The 22,860-nt window shown below is 42.9% G+C and carries 15 protein-coding genes; 6 read left to right on the top strand and 9 right to left on the bottom strand.

The window, feature by feature from the left end; translation table 11 throughout:
* The first annotated feature begins 214 nt into the window (after positions 1-214).
* Together FSB76_RS16330 and FSB76_RS16325 are read left to right on the top strand one after the other, a co-directional pair.
* Complete coding sequence (locus FSB76_RS16330) at positions 215-2,551, top strand: efflux RND transporter permease subunit (RefSeq protein WP_147055118.1); 2,337 nt, start codon at positions 215-217, stop codon at positions 2,549-2,551.
* Between the two features lie 121 nt (positions 2,552-2,672).
* A complete protein-coding gene (locus FSB76_RS16325) occupies positions 2,673-3,449 on the top strand; it encodes an SDR family oxidoreductase (RefSeq protein WP_147055116.1) in 777 nt (258 codons plus the stop codon).
* Positions 3,450-3,680: 231 nt separating this feature from the next.
* Here FSB76_RS16325 and FSB76_RS16320 read toward each other — a convergent pair whose 3' ends face one another.
* Positions 3,681-3,881 carry a hypothetical protein gene (locus tag FSB76_RS16320; protein ID WP_147055114.1) on the bottom strand — a complete coding sequence of 67 codons (201 nt, stop codon included), beginning with the start codon at positions 3,879-3,881 and terminating at the stop codon, positions 3,681-3,683.
* Positions 3,882-3,964: 83 nt separating this feature from the next.
* Between FSB76_RS16320 and ileS the strand changes: the two genes are divergently transcribed.
* The 4 genes from ileS to FSB76_RS16300 all read left to right on the top strand — a co-directional run bounded on the left by ileS (position 3,965) and on the right by FSB76_RS16300 (position 10,689).
* Entirely contained in the window at positions 3,965-7,393 is a 3,429-nt protein-coding gene (ileS, locus tag FSB76_RS16315) for an isoleucine--tRNA ligase (RefSeq protein ID WP_147055113.1), read from the top strand.
* A complete protein-coding gene (locus FSB76_RS16310; RefSeq protein WP_090651575.1) occupies positions 7,394-7,777 on the top strand; it encodes a TraR/DksA family transcriptional regulator in 384 nt (127 codons plus the stop codon).
* Positions 7,778-8,383, top strand: a complete 606-nt coding sequence (locus FSB76_RS16305) for a lipoprotein signal peptidase (RefSeq protein ID WP_147055110.1) — start codon at positions 7,778-7,780, stop codon at positions 8,381-8,383.
* A 377-nt stretch (positions 8,384-8,760) separates the two neighbouring features.
* Positions 8,761-10,689: an LTA synthase family protein gene (locus FSB76_RS16300; RefSeq protein ID WP_147055109.1), complete on the top strand. Its 1,929-nt coding sequence runs from the start codon at positions 8,761-8,763 to the stop codon at positions 10,687-10,689.
* A 72-nt stretch (positions 10,690-10,761) separates the two neighbouring features.
* Here FSB76_RS16300 and FSB76_RS16295 read toward each other — a convergent pair whose 3' ends face one another.
* The 8 genes from FSB76_RS16295 to rpiA all read right to left on the bottom strand — a co-directional run bounded on the left by FSB76_RS16295 (position 10,762) and on the right by rpiA (position 22,804).
* On the bottom strand, positions 10,762-12,393 hold the full coding sequence (locus FSB76_RS16295; RefSeq protein WP_147055107.1) for a RagB/SusD family nutrient uptake outer membrane protein: 1,632 nt from the start codon (positions 12,391-12,393) through the stop codon (positions 10,762-10,764).
* Between the two features lie 20 nt (positions 12,394-12,413).
* Positions 12,414-15,647 carry a SusC/RagA family TonB-linked outer membrane protein gene (locus FSB76_RS16290; protein WP_147055105.1) on the bottom strand — a complete coding sequence of 1,078 codons (3,234 nt, stop codon included), beginning with the start codon at positions 15,645-15,647 and terminating at the stop codon, positions 12,414-12,416.
* 567 nt (positions 15,648-16,214) lie between these two features.
* Entirely contained in the window at positions 16,215-16,946 is a 732-nt protein-coding gene (gene pgl / locus FSB76_RS16285; RefSeq protein WP_147055103.1) for a 6-phosphogluconolactonase, read from the bottom strand.
* Positions 16,947-17,077: 131 nt separating this feature from the next.
* Entirely contained in the window at positions 17,078-18,592 is a 1,515-nt protein-coding gene (gene zwf / locus FSB76_RS16280) for a glucose-6-phosphate dehydrogenase (RefSeq protein ID WP_147055101.1), read from the bottom strand.
* 26 nt (positions 18,593-18,618) lie between these two features.
* On the bottom strand, positions 18,619-20,046 hold the full coding sequence (gndA, locus tag FSB76_RS16275) for an NADP-dependent phosphogluconate dehydrogenase (protein WP_147055099.1): 1,428 nt from the start codon (positions 20,044-20,046) through the stop codon (positions 18,619-18,621).
* 1 nt (position 20,047) lies between these two features.
* The gene (locus FSB76_RS16270; protein WP_147055097.1) at positions 20,048-20,671 is read right to left on the bottom strand and encodes an HAD family hydrolase; all 624 of its coding nucleotides are present in this window, start codon (positions 20,669-20,671) and stop codon (positions 20,048-20,050) included.
* A gap of 8 nt (positions 20,672-20,679) precedes the next feature.
* A complete protein-coding gene (gene tal, locus FSB76_RS16265; RefSeq protein ID WP_147055095.1) occupies positions 20,680-21,777 on the bottom strand; it encodes a transaldolase in 1,098 nt (365 codons plus the stop codon).
* 319 nt (positions 21,778-22,096) lie between these two features.
* Positions 22,097-22,804 carry a ribose 5-phosphate isomerase A gene (gene rpiA / locus FSB76_RS16260; protein WP_147055093.1) on the bottom strand — a complete coding sequence of 236 codons (708 nt, stop codon included), beginning with the start codon at positions 22,802-22,804 and terminating at the stop codon, positions 22,097-22,099.
* Positions 22,805-22,860 lie beyond the last annotated feature (56 nt).

Here is a 22,860-nt window from a genome sequence, read left to right as displayed (position 1 = left end):
TAGCCCATTTTATATGCGCCTAACCATTAAAATAACGTTAACAAATTGTTGTAGCCTGCAACTTATAGTACCCCTCATTAGCAAGCTTTCACGCAAGACATCCGTATTTGTCACTATTTAATTTGGAGCAAGCTGCTATTGTCATAAAGTCGATATCTTCAATGGGTGGTTAAATCTAAATTCGTAGTTTAGCGGCGGCTATAATTTACTGTTCATGTTCTGGAAAAAAACGGCATCATTTATTCTTAAAAACAGGCTTTTTGTGTTGATAAGCGTTGTGGCGTTAAGTATTTTTATGAGCTATGAAGCATCCAAAGTAAAAATAACCTTTAACGGCGGCAAGGTATTGCCCGTTACCGATTCGGCCTACATCAGGTATAACCAGTTTAAAAAAATGTTTGGCCAGGATGCCTCGTCCATGGTTATCGGCATCAAATCGGATAAAATTTTTGACAAAGACATATTTAACGACTGGTACAACATAGGTAACGATTTGAGGCAGGCAAAAGGTGTTAAAGCGGTTATTTCGGTAGCCAACGTTTATAACCTGCAAAAGGACACCGCCAAACATCGTTTTATTATAAAACCATTGGTTACCGGCATATTGCCAACAGCACAGGCCGTTGATAGTATAAAACAGAAACTGGCCAGCTTGCCTTTTTATAAAGGCGTGGTATTGAGTAACGATGGCAAATCAACCCTGATGGCTATCACTTTTGACGATAAGATCATCAACACGCCATATCGTGTACCCATTATCAACAAAATAAAAAAGCTGGGTGCAGCATTTGAGCAAAAGCATGGCATTAAAGTGCACTATTCGGGCCTGCCGCTTATCCGTACCGTGGTTGGCGATTTGGTGGCTCATGAATTTTCGATGTTCCTGAGCTTATCGGTATTAATTACGGCTATCATACTGCTGGCATTTTTCCGCTCGTTTTTCCCGGTGGTGTTTCCCATTATCATTGTTGTGCTTGGAGTAGTCTGGAGCCTGGGTACATTGGTGCTGATGCATTACGAAATGACTATCCTCACCGGCATCATTCCGCCGCTTATTGTGGTTATAGGCATTCCTAATACCATCTTCATCCTTAACAAATACTACCACGAATATGAGCTCTGCGGCGATAAAATGAAAGCGTTGCATCTCGCTATTGAAAAAGCCGGTATTACCACCTTTATTGCCAATATTACAACCGCCATAGGTTTCGGCGTATTATGCTTTACCAACAGCGAGCTGCTCACGCAGTTTGGCCTGGTGGCCTCCATCAGCATTATAGCTACTTTTGCATTAAGCTTAATTTTAGTGCCCATTATTTTCAGTTATCTGCCATCGCCCAAACCACAAAAGGCCGGCATTAAGGATAGCAAGCTGATGGCGAGCTTACTAAGCGGCCTTGATAAACTGGTGCATACCCGGCGCAAAACTATTTACATAGGCACGTTGGCATTAATTGCCATATCGTGCGTGGGCATTTATCAAATAAATATTAACGGGTTTGTGGTTGATGACCTGCCCCAGCATAACAACACGCTTGAAGACCTTAAATTTTTTGAGGCCAACTTTAACGGCGTATTACCCTTAGAGGTAAGCATTGATACCAAACGTAAAAACGGCGTGGTAAACCTGGGCGTGATCCGCAAGGTAGAGAAGCTGGAAAAACTAATTTCATCGTACCCGCAGTTTAGTCGCTCCATATCGCTTATACAGGTTTTAAAATTCAGCACCCAGGCTTTTTACGGCGGCGCGCCCGAATATTACCGGCTGCCTGATGGATTGGAGCAAAACTTTATCCTGAACTATGCAGGCAACTCGGCAGGTAAAGGTACCAGCGCTTTAAACAGTTATGTAGATAGCACCAAACAGGTAACCCGTGTAACCTTTGAAATGATTGACGCCGGGTCAAAAAAAATGAACGTGGTGCTGGCCGAATTGCAACCGCGCATCGACTCTATTTTTAACCCTAAAAAGTTTCATGTAGAGCTTACCGGCAGCAGCATTATATTTATTAAAGGCACCAATTACCTGCTTATTAACCTGTATGAAAGTTTGGCCTGGGCTATTTTCCTGATTGCCATTGTGATGTGGATATTGTTTCGCGGTGTTAAAATGATAGCTGTATCCCTGGTACCTAACCTGATACCCCTTATTATTACAGCCGGCATCATGGGCTTTTTTGGCATCCCGCTTAAGCCCTCAACTATCCTCATCTTCAGCATAGCCATGGGTATTTCGTCCGACCAGACCATTTATTTCATTACCCGTTACCGCCACGAACTGCGCAACACCAGCAAAAGTATATCGGTAATTGTATCCGATACCATCCGCGAAACCGGGGTGAGTATGATATTTATTGCCACTGTACTATTTTTGGGCTTTGGTGTGTTTGTGGTATCAAAATTTGGTGGTACACAGGCCCTGGGCATCTTGCTATCTATTACATTGCTGGTGGCGATGATCAGTAACCTTACCCTGTTGCCGGCATTTTTATTGACTTTGGAAAAAGGGATAGACAGGAATAAATTAAGGGGGCCGGATATAGAGGAATAAGCCTCACCCTGCCCTCTCCAAAGGAGAGGGTTCTGGAAAAGGTCTTTTTTAGCACTTAAAATAATTAGTAAACATTTTATTCAAAAGTCCTCTCCTTTGGAGAGGATTTAGGTGAGGCTTTATGGATCTTAAACTCAACAACAAAGTAGCCCTGGTGCTGGCAGCCAGTAAAGGGTTGGGCAAAGCAATAGCCACGGCTTTATCTGCCGAGGGTGCTAAAGTAATTATAGGCTCGCGCGATGAGGCGGAGTTAAATAAAACTGCCGAAGAGATCAGGAAGCTAACCGGTAACGAGGTTGTGGTTATTCCTGTTGATGTTTCGAGCGTTGATGAAATTGATGCCTTTGTTGCCAAAGCAGCAGCCACATTTGGCAGGATAGATATTTTACTGAACAACGCCGGCGGGCCACCTTTTGATAAGTTTGAAAATTTTGACAATGAACAATGGCAAAAAGCATTTGAGCTTAACCTGCTTAGCGTTGCTCGTTTCAGCAAATTGGTATTGCCCCACATGCAAAAAACGGGGAGCGGCAGAATCATTAACATCATCAGTGGTTCGGTAAAGGCGGTATTGGGTAATTCGGTATTATCAACCACCATGCGTATGGGCGTTGTAGGCATGGCCAAATTAATGGCCGATGAATTTGGACCATACAATATCACCGTAAATAATGTGGCACCGGGCTTAATCCTTACCGACCGCATTAAGCACACACTCCCTAAAGATGTTGACCCGGAACAAGCTATAAAAGACAAAGCAAAAACCATCCCGTTAGGAAGAATAGGCAAACCTGAAGAGCTTGCGGCGTTGGTTACATTTTTAGCATCGGAACAGGCAGCTTACATTAGCGGGACTACTATACAGGTTGATGGCGGGGCTAACAGGGCTATCTTTTAACAGGATTTAGGGATTTTGCAGGATTGACAGGATTTTTTCTTTTCCTGAACTCGGATTAAGCAGATTTATGGGATTATAAAGGACTTTTTGACTGTACGGGCGCAATCTGATTCAAGTTCATCAATTTGCAAATCAAATCCAAAAAATCTGAGAAATCCGTTTAATCCGGGTTCAGACTAAAACTGGACAATAAAAAATCCTGTCAATCCTGTCTAATTCTGTAAATCGTGTCTACCTTCTGCTATCCTTCAAATAATCAATAATTAAAGTAATGATACTCACTATGGCGGCCATAATTAAACCGGTGGCGGCACCCTGCATGTAAACCTTCCAATTGGAGCCTTGTAAAGCCGGGATAACCATAGTGGCCGAAAACAAGATCACGGCTACTAACAACATTAATATCGTGCGCTTTACTTTATTATTTTTCACCCGTCTAAATTAAAAAAATGATTTATAAATTCCGTATTTTTGCAACCTCTTAAAAAAGAGGTGATAAAAGGTAAAAGATATACATGTATAAGGAATATAAGCAGTTAAATTTATCGCAAACAGGCAAAGAAGTACTGGAATTTTGGAAAAAGAACAACATTTTCGAAAAAAGTATCAGCAATCGCCCGGAAGATAACCCTTACACTTTTTACGAAGGGCCACCGAGCGCCAATGGCATGCCCGGTATTCACCACGTAATGGCGCGTTCTATCAAGGATATTTTTTGCCGCTATAAAACCTTAAAAGGTTACCAGGTTAAGCGTAAAGGCGGTTGGGATACCCATGGCCTGCCCATTGAGCTGGCTGTTGAAAAAGCTTTGGGAATAACCAAAGACGATATCGGCAAAAAAATTACCGTTAAAGAGTACAACGATGCCTGCCGCAAGGAGGTAATGCGCTATACCGATGTATGGAACGACCTTACCGAAAAAATGGGTTACTGGGTCGACCTGAATGACCCGTACATTACCTACAAAAACGAATACATTGAAAGCCTTTGGTGGATACTGAAGGAATTTTATAAAGCCGGTTATTTATACAAAGGGTACACCGTACAACCTTATTCGCCAAAATCTGGCACCGGTTTAAGCTCGCACGAACTTAATCAGCCGGGCACTTACAAAATGGTGAAAGACACCACCATCGTTGCCCAGTTTAAAGTAAAACACGACCAAGATTCGGCCTTTTTATTTGAAGGTGTGAATACCGATGTGTTTATACTGGCCTGGACCACTACACCATGGACGCTGCCATCAAACTGCGCCCTTGCCGTTGGCGAAAATATTACCTACGTTAAAATAAACACTTTCAACCCTTACACTTTTGAACCAATCTGCGTTGTTTTAGCAAAAGACCTGGTTAAAAAATACTTTAAGGCCGAAGGAGAGAACGCATCTTTTGAAGATTATAAAGGCGGCGATAAAATTATTCCATGGACATTAGCAGCCGAATTTAAAGGCAGCGATCTGTTGGGTATTCACTATGAGCAACTAATGCCTTACGTAACCAACGACGACCTGGAAAAAAACGCTTTCCGCGTTATCCCTGCTGATTTTGTTACTACCGAGGATGGTACAGGCATAGTGCACACTGCATCAGTTTTTGGCGCGGACGACTTCAGGGCCTGTAAAGAAAACAACGTGCCATCGGTAATGGTAAAGGACGAAAATGGCAAGGAAGTTCCGTTGGTGGATAAGCAAGGCCGCTTTGTTGTTGAGGTTACTGATTTTGCAGGCCAATACGTTAAAGAAGAATATTATACCGCCGAAGAGCGCGCCGTAGAAGGTTTCAGGGCTACCGACGTACAGATCTCGATCAAACTAAAAACCGAGAACAAGGCCTTCGACGTAAAAAAATACGAGCACAGCTACCCGCACTCCTGGCGTTCTGATGAGCCTATTTTATACTATCCGCTGGATAGTTGGTTCATTAAAACAACTGCTGTTAAGGATAAAATGGTAGCGCTCAACAAAACCATCAACTGGAAACCAGAATCGACCGGTACCGGCCGTTTTGGTAACTGGCTGGAAAATTTGGTTGACTGGAACCTGTCCCGGTCCCGTTACTGGGGTACCCCGCTGCCTATCTGGCGGGAAGAAAATGGCGGCGAAGAAAAATGTATCGGATCGATTGCTGAGTTAAATTCTGAGATTGAAAAATCAATAGCTGCCGGGTTTATGCCCGAAGGTTTCGCACTGGAAGACATGCACCGCCCTTATGTTGATGATGTGATATTAACCTCATCAACCGGCAACAAGATGTTCCGCGAACCAGACCTGATCGACGTTTGGTTTGATAGCGGTGCCATGCCTTACGCGCAATGGCATTTCCCGTTTGAAAACCAGGAAGAATTTGCCAAAGCCTATCCGGCCGATTTTATTGCCGAAGGTGTTGACCAAACCCGTGGCTGGTTTTTTACCCTGCACGCCATAGCTGTAATGCTAAGCGAGTGCAGCGACGAGGTAAAGGCCGTTAACGAAAAAGTTGGCAACGGCGGTGTTGCCTTTAAAAACGTAATATCGAACGGTTTGGTGCTGGATAAAAACGGCAACAAAATGTCAAAACGTTTGGGCAACGGTGTCGATCCGTTTGAAACCATCGAGCAGTTTGGCGCCGATGCGCCACGCTGGTACATGATTAGCAATGCATCGCCGTGGGACAACCTGAAATTTAACGTAGAGGGCATTGACGAAGTTCGCCGTAAGTTTTTCGGTACGCTTTATAATACCTACTCATTCTTTGTGCTGTATGCCAACATTGATAAGTTCACTTACAGTGAGGCCGAAATTGAGATTGGCAAACGCCCGGAGATTGACCGTTGGATTATATCGCTACTAAATACCTTAACCAAAGAGGTTGATGGTTTTTATGCCGATTTTGAGCCAACCAAAGCAGCCCGTGCCATACAGGAATTTGTGGATGCGCATTTCAGCAACTGGTTTATCCGCCTAAGCCGCCGCCGTTTCTGGAGGTCGGATAATTCGGATGATAAGTTATCGGCATATCAAACTTTATATACCTGCTTAATCACCATCAGCAAGCTGATGTCGCCTATAGCGCCTTTCTTTGCCGATAGGTTATACAGCGATTTAAACAGCGTTACCGGCAAAGAAGCTTACGAATCTGTTCACCTGGCTTACTTCCCCGAGTATCATGCCAACCTGGTTGATACCGACCTGGAAGAGCGCATGAAACTGGCCCAGGACATTTCATCTTTGGTGTTATCGTTACGTAAAAAAATAGGAATTAATGTAAGGCAGCCGCTAAGTAAAATCCTTTTACCTATATTAGATAAGGACTTTAAAGCACATGTAGATCTGGTTAAAGAATTAATATTATCTGAAACAAACATTAAGGATATTGAGTATATTACCGATACCGCAGGCTTTATTAAAAAGAAGATAAAGCCAAACTTTAAAGCCCTTGGGCAAAAAGTGGGTAAAGATATGAAAGCAGTAGCCGAGGCTATAAACAACTTTACAAATGAACAAATCGCTTCTTTAGAGGCGAATGGCAGTATTGATGTAGAAGTAATGGTTGGTGGCAATTTGAAAGATAGTTTGCCGGAACCACTCACCACTCACTACTCACTACTCACCACCGATGTAGAGATAATAGCCGAAGACGTACCGGGCTGGCAGGTTGCAAACCAGGGCAAACTAACCGTTGCTTTGGATGTTACCATAACCAACGAGTTAAAACAGGAGGGTATAGCAAGGGAATTGATTAACCGCATCCAAAACCTTCGGAAAGATAAAGGGTTTGAAGTAACGGATAAAATTGATATTAAGCTTTTTGACCACCCTTACATTAGCGAAGCGGTGAAAAACAATTTAGCCTATATTTGCGCCGAGGTTTTGGCCGTTGATATAGTGCTTGATAACCAGTTAAATGAAGGCGATTTAATAGCCATTGACGGACATGAAATTTTGATTGTAATTAGTAAAATATAAATGAAAGTAGAAAACGAAAAAACCAGATATTCTGAGTCAGACCTGCAGGAATTTAAAGCACTAATCCTGGATAAACTGCGTATTGCTAAAGAAGAATTGAACTCGCTTGCAACATCATTAAGCTCGCCAAACGCGAACGGAACCGATGATACCGCAGGAACATATAAAACATTAGAAGATGGCTCGGCCACACTGGAAAAAGAACAAATTAACCAGTTAGCTGCCCGTCAGAAAAAATTCATTGATCAGTTGGAAGCTGCATTGGTACGCATTGAAAACAAAACTTACGGTATTTGCCGCGAAACCGGTAAACTTATACCTAAGGAACGTTTGCGCGCGGTGCCGCATACCACCATGACGATGGAAGCAAAAATGAGGCAATAAATGAAGGCTGCTTACACCAAACCTTTTTTTACCGCTTTCATCATTATCCTTGCCGACCAGGCTATCAAAACCTGGGTACGCAAGTACATGTATATGGGCGAAGAAATTCGCTTCCTGGGCAGCCACGGTATGCTGCACTACACCGAAAATAACGGCATGGCATTTGGCATGGAGTGGGGCGGCGATGCCGGCAAACTGGCATTAACCCTATTCCGCATAGCCGCGGTTGTGGGTATTGTGTACAGCTTGATTTACCTTATTAAACACAAATACCATCGCGGGCTGGTCATGAACGTGGCGCTTATTTTGGCCGGCGCCGTAGGTAACATTATCGATTCTACCTTTTACGGCATCCTGTTTCAGCATGGTAAACTGTTTCATGGCCGCGTTGTAGATATGTTTTACTTTCCCCTGCTCAGAGGCACCTACCCAACATGGTTTCCGTTTTGGGGCGGCGAGGCATTTGAGTTTTTCAGGCCGGTATTTAACCTCGCCGACTCGGCAATATGCGTGGGTGTTATTATGATACTACTATATCAAAAACGCTACTTCAAACACGAAATACCCGAGGTAGCAAGCCCCAACAGCGAGATGGTGGAGGAATAACGAACAAACAACAATATTAAAAGAGCCGCGTTAAGCGGCTTTTTTTGTTTTACGCGCCTTCCGATGCCTAGGTCCCGACAGGCACCTTTCCACAAACATTGTCGCCATAAGCAACCCGGAATAGCGGCCTGCGAGAACACAGACCGCAGGAGAGACACAAGTTTCAGAAAAAATCACAATTTAATAACACTAACTAAACCCACAAGTTATTTTAAATTATGACAAAAAATTAAAGCAAGGTTTTTGCTTATTTATTACATTCGTTGCTTTTACAAGCACCCCTGCATTTAAACGACGATAAATTCACAATTATTCCTTAACCAGGAATAACCACCTTTCGCCTTACACAATTTAGGGGTAGCCAAAACAATATTTTCATGGAAGATAAATTTAGGTTATCCGAATATAAGGTTCTTATATATCGTATGTTTTTAGGCTACCTGTTCTATTTTATAGCCCGGGTTTTATTTTTTGCCTATAACACACACCTGCTGGCCGTTGATAATCTTTCCACGCTGTTAAAACTTTGCTATTACGGGATGGCTTTTGATACCACGGCCCTGCTATATGTTAACAGCCTGTTTATCTTATTAAGCGTACTACCCTTAACCATCAATACCCGGCCGGGGTACCAAAAAGGCATCACCATTTTATATTTTATTACCAATTTTTTGGCCTACGCCACCAATTTTGTCGACATCATTTACTATCGCTTCAGCCAGGTACGCTCAACCAAAGCAGTGCTTGATGTATTGGCCGATGAAACCAATAAAAAAGCGCTGCTTGAGCATTTCACCTGGGCCTATTGGTATATCCTGGTGATATATATATTGTGCTGCTTGTGCTGGGTTTGGCTGTATTACCGAGTGAAAGTTATACCGCGGCCAGTAAAGCATTTGCAGCCCTACTTTATAACATCTGTAATTTCGCTGCTTGTTGCTGTGGCGCTGGTTATCGGTGGTATCCGGGGCGATTTTGCGCACAGTACCAGGCCCATTAATATGGTAGATGCCTATAAACACGTTACGGTGCCCAACCAGGGCGATGTGGTATTAAATACCCCCTTCGCCATTATCCGTACTATCAGCAGCAACAACTTTAAAATTCAGCACTGGACAACTACCGATTATATTAACGCCAACGTTAAACCTATAAAACAGTACAACAGTAAGCCCGCTACAAAACCAAACGTAGTGATCATTATTTTGGAAAGCATGGCCAAAGAGTATTGGGGCAGCATGAACAAGGGCGCCAACATACCCGGCTTTGTATCATACACCCCGTTTTTAGATTCACTTTCCGATAACAGCCTGATATTTACCAATGCCTACGCCAATGGCCGCCAGTCTATCCACGCCATGTCGTCGGTTTTGGCGGGCATTCCTTCGTTTCAAACGGCTTTTACTTCATCGCCTTTTGCCAAGCAAAAAATTGAATCTATTGTATCGGTATGTAACAGCATGGGGTATCAAACTTCATTTTTTCATGGCGCGGCAAATGGCTCCATGGGTTTCCAGGGCTTTGGCAGCATTTTAGGCTTTAAAAACTATTACGGCAGAACAGAATATAATGACGACCGGGATTTCGACGGCATCTGGGGCATTTGGGACGAGCACTTTTTTCAGTTTATGGGCAAAACGCTTAGTACGCAAAAACAGCCCTTTATGGCTACTTTGTTCAGCTTATCATCGCACGACCCATACCAACTGCCCGAAAAATACAAGACCAGGTTTAAAGGCGGGCCCCTTGCTATTGACAAATGCGTGCAATATTCGGATAATGCGCTGCGCGAATTTTTCAACTATGCCAAAACGCAACCCTGGTTTGCCAATACTATTTTTGTAATAACTGCCGACCATACCAGCCAAACCTATTACCCGGAATACAGCAAAGGCGTTAACCGTTTTGCCGTACCTATTTTGTTTTACAGCGCCAACAACGCCTATGCCTTAAAAGGCACGCGTACCGACCTTGCTTCGCAGATGGACATCTACCCTTCTGTTGCCGATTTGATAGGCTACAACAAGCCCTTCAGGTCATGGGGCCGCAGCTTAATTAACCCTGCACCTGCCGAATTACCAAGGGTAATCAACTCCACCGGTAACATCTACCAGTTGATGCAAGGCAACTACACCTATTTGTTCGACGGAAAAAACATCACCGGCGTATACGCCGTTACCGACAAGGGCCTGGAAAAAAACCTGATGACCAACAACCCCAATCCCGAAATGAATACCGGCATAGCCGACTGTAAGGCCTTTATCCAGGACTATGCTGATAGGATTGTTAACAAGAAATTGAATTAAATGTAAAAGGCCACGCATTTGTTTGCGCGGCCTTAGCAGTATTAACTGATATTATATAAAGAACGATACAAATCAATTCGGGTTTTTAACAGGAGCACTGCCTGCACCGGGCGGGTTTAATACCACCTCGTCGGCAGGTACATCCCAATAATCAAGGAAATTATAATTGATAGTTGCATGCGTGCTTAATACGCCATTTGGCGATAGTACAACCGCATTAGTACGGCCGCCGCCTTTTGATATATCGTATATTACACCCCATCTCCTGGCATCGTAAAATGCTGTTCCTCTAAACAATAAAGCAAGGCGTCTTTCTTTGCGCAATTCTTCTTTCGCAGCAGCCAAAGTTAAACCTGTACCTGAAACCTTTGCAAGTCCGGCCCCCTGGTAAGTTCTTACATTATCTATACTTGCTAAACCAAGATCAATTTGCCCGGTGTTAATCAGCGCTTCGGCTTTCATCAACTCATTTTCCTCGTAGGTAGCACCTATATAAACTTCTTGCTTACCCGGTGTTTTATTAGCAAGTTGAATAGCGCCGTTATTCGGAACGGCATCAATTTTCGCATCGTATAATTTCCATCTTGTGCTAAAGGTAAAACCGCCAACCTGGTTGTAGAATGGGGTAACCTGCAGGAAATTTTCAGCCAAACGCTTGTCTCCCGGTTTAATATCCTGTACCAATCTTTCGCTTATTGTAAAGCTGCTTGCAGTTTCATCGCCAGCGGTATTTACGGCTACTGACCCTCCGCCTGATGAAAACACATAATTGTTTTCTGTTGAAAATCCTGCAAAAACATTATCGATAGACTGGATACCCGAAGAGGTTAACGTAAGAATAGTTTGCCAGTTGGCGGCTGTCATGGCAGATGCGCTGGTGTTAACCAACAGGTTACGCGCCATTAATGTATTTATGCTATGCACAAACATGGCCGGCGTAGGCACTTTGCCATTACCCACCTGGAAAAATGAAGGGATCAGCTTTCCCATCAAAGCGGTGTACGTATCGGTAGCTGTTATACCATTTAAAATAGAAGCAGCCTGCGTGAGGTTTTTATTTGATTCGGCAATCAACGCGGCGCTGTTAACATAAGTGGCGTTTGTTGCGCTTATATCATTATTAATAAGGCCTGCATAATAAATTGAACCCAGCCTTGCGTAAGCATAGCCTTTCCACCAGTAAGCCCATGCTTTGTAGGTGGCCAGCTTTGTTGCTGCATCGCCAGATAAACTTACAGAACCAGCCAGGGCCAGGACTTGATTACAAGCATTATTTAATCCATACATGCTCTGCCATTCATAGTAAAACATATTCTGGCTTTGTTTATCGCGGGTATTGTTGAGCCTTAAATTTGCTATCTGGGGTTGGGTGTTTACAACTTTTGTACCGTCATCAAGTATGGCATAATCGGGTACGTTAACCAGGTTCACGTTTTGGTTTGCAGCCTGTGCCGACACATCATCAGCAAGTAGTTCATGATAGCCGTAGCAAAGGGAAAAAAAACTGTCGCCCAACCATCCATCGCCATTTACAAAACCGTTAATGTAAATACTTCCTGCTGCAAGCGAGGTTAAGCCCGATTCTGTTTTTGCCTGCTCAAGCGTAGGCGAATTAGGGTTTTTTACGTCTAATTCCTTTTTGCAGGACGACACAGCAAAACCGACTAAGAGTACTGATGTTATAATATATTTATATTTTTTCATTTTATTTTATTTAAAGTCAATTAAAACCCAAGATTTAAACCTACCTGGTATGATTTGCTGTTAGGTGTAGAATCATGATCTACGCCCCTGTCAAACGGAGAATTAGATGTGCCTGAGCTTATTTCAGGATCAAACCCGGTGTACTTGGTAAAGGTTAGCAGGTTGCGGCCTGTAAATGTTAAAACTGCCCTTTTAAATACTTTTTTGCTTATAAGGCGAGAGAAATCATATCCCAGGTAAATATTTCTCAATCGTAAAAAAGAGGCACTTTCATAAAAATAATCTTTAGTGCCGTTCCTTGCACCATTTACGCCCCCAATAATATCGGCATACGCGCTTCTGTAATAAGCAGTGTAAGCGGCAGATGTACCTCCTATGTTAACAGCTTTATCATAATCGCCGCTAATACCATCCCGGTATTGCCATTCCCTGGTTTGGTTATAAAGGTGGCTGCCGTAAACCCAGTCAAACTGGAAACCAAATGATAGTGATTTATAGGTAAAGTTGTTTATAAATGCTGCATTGAACTTAGGGTTAGGATCGCCAAATGAGGAAGCCTCACTTGCAAACTGAATTCCCTTTGTAGCTATATTAACAACCCGGCCATCAACAATTGTGTATTTACTATAATCGGCCGGAAGTATGTACGGCACGCCAGCGCTGTTGGTCTCGCTCAGGCTTGTTAGTGCTTTATTGCCAAATATCTGGCCAATTTTTTGACCTGCAGTCAAGGTTAAAAAGGTGCTGCCGGCTGCTGTGTTCAGGATGATTGGTGCACCGCTGGTGCTGGTTATCATTGTTGTAGCCTTACTAAAATTGGTTGTGAAATTCCAGTTAAAATCACGGGTTTTCAGGATGCCAATATTTAATGACGCCTGGATACCATGAGAAGAAAGGCCTATTGCATTGGTTTTTATTTGATTACCGCCAGTTGATGGAGCTGTATTGATATTGTAGATAACGTTATCGGCCTTACGGTTCCAGTAAGTACCGCTAACGTTGATTTCGCTGAACCAATTGCCGGATGCGCCTTTAATAGCTATATCGGTACCAATTTCATATTCCTTTGAAACCTCTACTTTTAAGTTCGGGTTGGCAAGTGACGTTGGCAGGTTAAATGTAAGCGCCGAGCCAAGGTTTCCGGGGTTAATAGTAGGATACCGGTCAAAAGGCATTGGTTGGGTACCGGCCTCGCCGTAACCGCCTCTTAACTTAAACTCGGGAATTACGTTTCCTAAAGCTGAGTTTTTCCAGAAATCAAACGACGATGGCCTGATATAACCGTTTGCATTTGGGAATGTAAACGGCTTTGAACCGCCGCCAAATGCCGATGAATAATCACTTCTGAAACCGCCGGCAACGCCACCGTAATCGCCAAAATCAATTTTCTGATTTACATAAAAACCGTAAGTAATAAATGGCGTAGTATAATCATAGGCCACGGCTTGTGTTGCTGTTTGGTTAAAGTTGTAAATAGCGTACTCCGGCAACTCCAGGCCATAGGTGTTGTATTGCTTATCAACGTTTTTCCTATAATCGTACCCTACCAGGGTACTTGTTGTGATGGGCAAATTAATATGAAAGTCTTTTTCAAAGTCGGTTTTAATAATTGCCGAACCATTAAAGTTTTGGAACGTAGTGCTGCTTGTGTTTTTATCCAGCTCGCCTTTAGGGTTAGCAGCATAGGCACCATAGTATGAACCAAGATCAATAGCGGTAAGCGTACCCGATTGATTTTTGTAAATAGTATTTTGCTCGGTATGCTGATAATTGATACCGTACTTGGCATTTAATGATATAAATTTATTGATCTTGTAGTCGGCCTGTATATTTTGCAATATATCTTCCCGGTTTGATACCCGGTTTGCCCATTGCGTGTAGTAATTAGGATTAGACCCGTTTACGCTCACAGTGCCTGAGTTTAACGACATTGGATAACTGCCATCGGCATTTTTCTGATTAAAATCGTAATACGGCGATGCATTTAAAACATCGAATATCCCGCCTGCATTACCAATACCGTAATTTGGATTAAGGGTGTTTTTTGTATAAATAAGTTGCGTTATCGATCTGATTGTAAATCCTTTGAATAATTCAGCGCCGATATTCGCAGTTAAATTTGTCCTGTCGTTGTAACCGTTGTTCCTGATATTACTTTGCTGATGGTTATTGGATATGGTTAAGTTATAATCAGAATTATCATTGGCACCCGAAATTGCCGCACTATTATTGGTTGTATAGGCAGTTTTAAATAGCTGCGCCAGGTGGTCATAATATTTTAAGTTAGTGCCATATTGCTGATGCGCAATATTTAACGGGTTTGACATCGCCGTAGGATGGCCGTTTGACGGATCGGCGCCGTACGCCCATTGGATACCCAGGTACCTGCCGTCCTGGTTTCTTACAACCGGATTGCCGGATGCATCAATAAATGTACCGCTGGCATCAACTTTAAAGCTGCTTAGTTTTGCCTGGTGTACGTCACCGATATTTAAATAATTGCCGGCACTTACGCTTGATGAGATATCTATCCGCGCCTTGCCCAATTTACCTTTTTTGGTGAATACCTGGATAACTCCGTTTGCACCCTGCGCGCCATATATTGTTGAAGCCGCGGCCCCTTGTACAATCTCAATGTGATCAACCGTAGCGGGATCAAGCTGGCTAATATCAGTTGAACGCGATTCGATACCATCCACCAAAATCATGGGCGATGTACTACCCTGAACCGTGTTGATACCTCTTAATACAATGTTGGTTTTTGCCCCGGGGGTACCGTCAACAGACGAAATCTGGGCACCGGCAACCTGACCTATCAACCCCTGGTCAATAGATGCCTGCGGAGAAGAGGAAAGGCTTTTACCGGCAACGGCTTCAACCGAGATGCCTAATTTAGCCTTACTGGTAGCCACACCAGATCCTGTTACAACAACCTCGCTCAGTTGTTTAAAATCGTTAGCTAAAGCTACGTTTACAACCCCGGTACTGCCAATGGGCACTTCTGTTTTTGCAAACCCAATAAAGGTAAAAACCAACGTGGTACCCGACGAAGGTACACTGAGCGAAAATTTACCGGAGCCGGAAGTTTGAGTACCTATGTGTGTTCCTTTTACGGTAACACTTACACCGGGGACAGGTAAGCCATCATCTTTGCTTGTAACGGTACCCGTAATGGTTCGGTTTTGGGCGTACGCGTATTGGCAAAATAATGCCAATAGTATCCCCATTAAGTTTTTGAGAAAACTTTTTTTCATACTTAAATCAGTTAAATAGTTAATAGTTGTTAAAAAACAAGATAGTCTGTAACATTTACATTACAAACCGAGGGCTAATTTTTAGCAATGAAGTAAAATAAGGGGAAATTAAAGCTCTTTTATTTTGTGATTTTTATTTTTTCAGACGTTTTATTTAAATAAATGCAATCATAAAGAGTTTTGTCCGTTAAAAAACGCATAAAAAAAGACTATTTATTACGGTATTGTTATGCAAAAATTAAATTATGGAACTTTTTACATTTATAGTTACTTAGTGTATATAAACTTTTAATAATTTTAGGTAAAAAATACAAAAATTCAATCTTTTAACTGTTTAATTTACAAACGAAAGGAAATAAATTAGGCTAAAAATTAAAATTACATACATAAAGTCTACAAAAACAGAACTTAAATTTAAAGTTATATATTTATTTAACATTTTATAAATACACTAAGTAAAGTCTTTTTTATTGATAGAAAAGCATGTTTTCTCCAAATCTTCAAAAAAAAACAAAGGCCGGTAGATGATTAATCTATCGGCCTTTGTTTATCTGGTTGAGCTTTTTATTACTCCAGTTCCTGCAGGTTTGCAGCAGCGGGTTCGTCTAAAAACCACTCGGTTTCGCCAACTATCGAATCTATCAGTTGGGCAGGGTACTCTTCAATATCTTCGTCATCTTCCAGTACATGGTGTACGGCAATGGCTTTGCCCTCGCCATAAACCAGGAACGCGATGTAGCGGGCATCATTAATCAGCGGGGCATTCAGCGTAATACGCCAAACCTGCTGATCTTCCAGCCATACTTCTTTCACTCCCGGTGTGGTATCATGCAATACGGGCGTATGCGGGAATAATGACGCGGTATGTGAGTTATCGCCTAAGCCTAAAAGTACCAGGTCAAAACTCAATTCATCTTCATCAAAAAAGGTAGCTATCATATCCCAATACCGTGCAGCAGCGTCGGCCGGTTCAAATGTGGTATCAACCGCAAATATGTTGGCCGGGCTTATCAGCAACGGATCAAACAAGGCGGTTTTGGCCATCAGGTAGTTGCTATCCTTATGGGTTTGCGGCACATTACGCTCATCGCCAAAAAAGAAATAAACTTTTGTCCAGTCTACCTGGTCCGCATAACTGGTTGAAGCAAGCAGTTCATACAGTTTTTTGGGCGAGCTGCCACCCGACAGCGCTACAGTAAACTTACCTCTTGCAGAGATAGATGCATCGGCTATTTTAACAAAATAATCTGCCAGCGCCATCAGCACTTCATCGGCAGTATTGAAGATATTTAAATTCATACTTTTTAGGTTCGAGGTCCGTGTTGCGTGGTTCCAGTTGCGAGGGTCGTGTTGCGTGGTTCGGGAAAAGAATCTATATAGTCATAAACCAGGCACCCGAACCTCGCATCACGCAACCCGAACCTTAATTACTATTTTTTTCCATTTACAGGTAAGGTAAACCAGTTAAAGCCGTCGCGGGCAATTAATGCTTCGGCAGCTTCAGGTCCCCATGAATCGGCAGAATAGTTAGGGAAATTCAGGCTCTTTTTATGTTGCCAGGTGCTTAGAATCGGCATAACCAATGCCCAAGCCTCTTCTACCTGGTCGCCACGCATAAACAGGGTTTGATCGCCCATCATAGTATCAAGTATCAGCGTTTCATATGCTTCCGGTGCCTGGTTAGTGTAGGTGCCTTTATAGTCAAACACCATATCAACTACGTTTAATACCATATCAATTCCCGGGCGCTTGGCCTGTACCTGTAAACGGATACTCATCTCGGGCTGAATGCTGATGATGAGCCTGTTTTGCTGCCAGCTTTCGGCGGCCTCTGTTGGGAATATTAAATGCGGAACATCTTTAAATTGAATAGTAATAACCGATGATGACTGGTGCATTCTTTTACCGGTTCGTAAATAGAATGGTACACCTTGCCAGCGCCAGTTGTCGATAAAAAATTTAATGGCGGCAAAAGTTTCGGTATTTGATTCGGGGTTAACTTTTGGCTCCTCGCGATAACCGGCTACCTCTTTACCTTTCATCCATCCGCTGCCGTACTGGCCCCTAACCGCCGAGTTACGCACGTCTTCGGGTGTAAACTTACGCATGGCCTTTAATACATCAACCTTACGGTCGCGCACTTCATCGGCACTAAAGCTAACCGGCGGCTCCATAGCTATGTGGCAAAGTAACTGCAACAGGTGATTCTGGATCATATCCCTCATGGCGCCACTGCCGTCGTAGTAATCACCACGCTCTTCAACGCCCAATTGTTCGGTAACCGAAATCTGTACGTGCTCAATATAGTTACGGTTCCACAGCGGCTCCATAATGGAGTTGGCAAAGCGGAAGGCCATAATATTCTGCACGGTTTCTTTACCCAGGTAGTGGTCAATACGATAGATCTGGCACTCGTCAAAAATGCTTTTTAACAACGCATTCAGTTCCTTAGCGGTTTCCAGGTCGTGCCCAAAAGGTTTCTCGATAATGATTCGTACCCGTTTTTTATCGTCGGCCAGTTTGGCTTTTGATATATTGGATGCAATGATTGGGAAAAAGTTTGGCGCTACCGCAAGGTAAAACAATACGTTAGCCTTGGTTTTCCATTCGGCATTATGTTTTTCAATGCGTTTGCCAAATTCTTTGTAGGTTTCAAAATCGTTGGCATCTGATACCTGGTAGTAGATATTTTTTACAAACTCGGCCCATTGCTTTTCGTCGGTTTTACCGCTGCGCGAAAACTGGTTGATATCGTTAAACAGGTTTTCCCTGAATTGCTCGTCGGTTAATTTTGTACGACCGGTACCAATAATTGAAAATTGCTTGGGCATCCACCCGTCTAAAAACAGGTTATAAAGTGCCGGTGCAATTTTACGGGAATTCAAATCGCCCGTGCCGCCAAAAATGATAAATATGGTAGGGTCTGATTTTGTGCTTGAGCTCATTGTGATCAGCTTTTAATAGTTTATGTTTAGTCTTCGGCTTTGGTCCACTGTGTATGGAAGGTTCCTTCTTTGCCTATAAGCTCGTAGGTATGCGCGCCAAAATAATCGCGCTGGGCCTGAGTAAGGTTTGATGGCATCCTTTCGCTGCGGAAAGCATCAAAATAACTTAACGAAGCAGTATATGCAGGAGTAGCAATACCTGCAACAATTGTTTTTGACAGTAATTTCCTGATGCCTGGCAAAGCGCCTTCAACCAGCGATTGTACATTACTATCTAACAACAAGTGCTCAAGTTTGGCATCCTTCTCGTAAGCTTTAAAAATATCGTTCAGGAATTTTGAGCGGATAATACAGCCGCCCCTCCATATTTTGGCAATCTCGCCCAGGTGCAAATCATATTTGTACTCGGCTGATGCGTTTGATAGCAAGTGCATGCCCTGCGCGTAGCTGATGATCATCGTGAAATAGAATGCCTGCTCTAAATCGGCAATTATCTCATCGGTGCTGCCATCTAAGCTGATAGGTTCTTTGGCATACAGGCTGGCTGCTTTTACGCGCAACGCTTTATATTTCGACATATCGCGCATGGATACAGCACTGTCGATAGTAGGAATAGGTGCCTGCAAATCCATGGCCACCTGCGACGTCCATTTACCTGTGCCTTTGGCACGGGCCTCGTCTTTAATATCGTCTAATAATAAATGATCGGTTCCGGGAGCTTTAAACGCAAAGATATCTTTGGTAATATCCAGCAGGAAAGACTGTAAGCGTCCTTCGTTCCACTGGGCAAATACCTTTTGCATGGCATCGTTATCAAGCTTAAGGCCCTTTTTCATTACTTCGTAGGTTTCGGCAAGTAACTGCATCATTCCATACTCAATGCCGTTATGCACCATTTTAACAAAGTGGCCAGATGCACCGGGGCCAATGTACGTAACGCAAGGGGCGCCATCAACTTTAGCGGCAATAGCCTCAAATATTGGTTTCATTACGTTGTAGGCATCTTTATCGCCGCCCGGCATCATGCTAGGGCCTCGGCGGGCACCTTCTTCGCCACCAGATACGCCCATGCCAAAAAAGTGCAGGCCAATAGCCTCCAGCTGCTCAACACGGCGGTTGGTATCGGTAAAGTGCGAATTACCGCCATCAATTAAAATATCGCCTTTCTCCAATAACGGAGTAAGTTCCTCAATTACTGCGTCTACAATTTTACCGGCAGGTACCAGCATCATAATGGCACGTGGCGTGGTAAGGCTTTGAATAAATTCTTTTACATCGCCAAAGCCTTTAGCGGCCCTGTCGCCGGCCTCATCATTTAATGACGATACCTTTGCGGCGTCCTTATCATGCCCGGCTACTGCAAAGCCATGATCGGCCATGTTAAGTAGTAAGCTGCGGCCCATAACGCCTAAGCCTATCATGCCAAAAGCATATTTATCTGTTGTTGCGCTCATGTTATTTGAGGTTTTCTTTTTTAAGGTCTTCTAATATTTTTTTAGTGGTCTCGAAACTGGTATGCTGAAACGACCGGATCCCAAGTTTTTGGGCCGTGGTTACAAACATCATCCTGTCATCAAAGTACACACATTGCTGGGGGGATGCCTGGGCAATACCCATGGCCAGCTGCCATATGCCCGGATCGGGCTTGCGCATTTTTACCTCGCACGATGATACAAACGCATCGAATGCATCATGCAGTTTAAACTTACGCACGCGGTAATCATTTAACTCTTTACCTTCGTTATTAACGGATATAATACGGAAACCGCAATCTTTTTTCCACTCCTTAAGCCAGGCCAGCATATCAGGCAGCTCATACGAGGTAGAATAAATAAAATCCTTAAAATCTTCCCTTACAAAATCGCGGGGATGGTTAAATATTACCGTATCCAAGTACTCATCTAAAGTGATGCTGCCAATTTCATATACGTTGAAAATGAAATTGTGCAGGGCGTTTACTTCGGCATAATCAAGGTTAAACCTTTTGGCTGCTTCCTCGCGTGCCTCGTGGCCCCACCCGTTCGACAATAAAATACCTCCTACGTCGAAAAAAAGGATTTTTACGTTTGCGGTTTCCATAAAGCCGTTTAGGCTACTTTACTTTTTTGATCTTCGATAGCTTTTAACAGTTTTTCGAATGGTTTATTGAATTTTTCGATGCCTTCATCTTCCAGTTGTTGGGTAATGGCGTCAAGATCGATACCTAAATCTTTCAATTTGGCCAAAGTTGCGGTTGCTTCATCCAAACCGGCTTCAAGCGTGTTGGCAGCAATACCATGATCACGGAAAGCTTCAACAGTTTCTAAAGGAACAGTATCAACAGTATCGGGGCCAATTAAAGCCTCTACATATTTAGTATCTTTAAATGCAGGGTTTTTGCTGCCTGTACTTGCCCAAAGCAAACGTTGTGGCTGCGCACCCTCGGCAGCAAGCTTTTGCCATCTTTCGGTGCTAAATACCCTTTTGTAAATTTCGTATGCTTTTTTGGCCGATGCAATAGCAACCTCGCCAATTAAAGCTTTTTCGCCTTTGGCTTCCAGCAGCGGATCAACAATAACATCAATACGGCTTAAAAAGAAGCTGGCTACTGATGATATGTGCGCAATTTTATGGCCTGCAGCTAAGTGCTCCTCTAAACCAGAAATATAGGCCTCGGTTACTTCTTCGTAACGCTCCAAACCAAAAAGCAAGGTAACGTTAATGTTGATACCTTTTGCAATGGATTGCTGAATAGCCGCCAAACCCGGTTTAGTACCAGGGATTTTGATCATTACATTCTCGCGATCAACTTTATTCCAAAGTTCTTCGGCCTGTTTGGCGGTACCTTCGGTATCTAAAGCTAAAAACGGAGAAACTTCAAGGCTAACATATCCGTCAACTTTGTTCGATTCGTCATACACGCCTTTAAACAGGGCAGTAGCTTGCTGAATGTCGCTTATTGCCAGGCCAAAAAATAACTCTTCGTTATCATCGGTGGTTTTTGAAAGCTCCCTGATATCGCTATCATAATCAGAGCTGCCGGTTATCGCTTTTTCAAAAATAGCCGGGTTTGAGGTAACACCTCTTACGCCATCCTCGTCAATTAATTTTTGCAGTTTTCCGGATGCGATGATTTCGCGGTCGATAAAATCAAGCCAGATACTCTGTCCGAAATCATGTATCTGTTTTACATTGTTGGTTGCCATATTGGTCGGTTTAAAATATTGTATTTTTTATTGGATAGTATTTACAAATTTGCGAATGCCTATGAATTTGATAGATATTTTCTGCAAATGTATTCGTTTGATCCGTTTTGTAAAGTTCTTTGTTAATATTCTATTTATTGTAAGCTAAATATCATCATTCGGTTACACCAGCGTAACAAATCAAAGTCAAGATATTAGAATCAAGAAACACAACGATAGTAGCCTAATTTATTGTTCTTAGATTACTAATTTCTATATCAAGGCATTTTTTGCGCTTCTCTTGATTCCTGGCTTTTGACTCTTGATTCTCATCGCTATGTTAATTATTAGATGCTACCAAAATTTCGAGGTTATATCCTATAAACAACCCGCTTTCTATAACGCCTGTAATTCCTTTTATATCTTTCTCTAAAGTTAGCGGCACATCATCAAAGCGGCAATCTAAAACCACGTTATTGTTTTCGGATATAATTGGGCCATCCTTGCCTTTGGCCGGTCTGATCACGATGCTGTTTGCTCCTAACTTCTGCAATTCGGCTTCTACATGTAACAGCGCCTGCGGAAACACCTCGATAGGGATAGGGAAGTTGGTACCTATCTTATCCACTATTTTGGAGTCATCTACAATAATATAGTTAACAGCACTGGATGCAATCAGCAGCTTCTCTTTAAACATAGCCCCGCCGCGGCCTTTAATCAGGCTGTTATTAGGGTCAACCTCGTCGGCGCCATCAAACAGCCAGTCGGGTTTGTGTTCAAACAAAGTAGTAAGCGGGATACCCAATTTGGTGCAAAACATCGAGATTTCTAACGATGTGGGTATAGCTAAAACGTTTAGTTTCTCCGTCTTAATCCTATCAGCAATAGCCAACAAGGCCATGTACACCGTAGAACCCGAGCCAACGCCAAGCACATCGCCATCCTTTACCTTGGCGGCAATTTGTTGCGCCACCTTTTGCTTGCCCGCGGCATTAATGATCTCTGACGACCACGCAAGGTTTTTTATTAAACTACTATCCCAATTCATTTTGAAAAGAATCAAGAATCAAGAGTCAAGAATCAAGAGAAGAAAAAAATCTTAAC

The organism is Mucilaginibacter ginsenosidivorax, assembly GCF_007971525.1.
Taxonomy (GTDB): Bacteria; Bacteroidota; Bacteroidia; order Sphingobacteriales; family Sphingobacteriaceae; genus Mucilaginibacter; species Mucilaginibacter ginsenosidivorax.
This window is presented reverse-complemented; position numbering and strand designations above follow the sequence as displayed.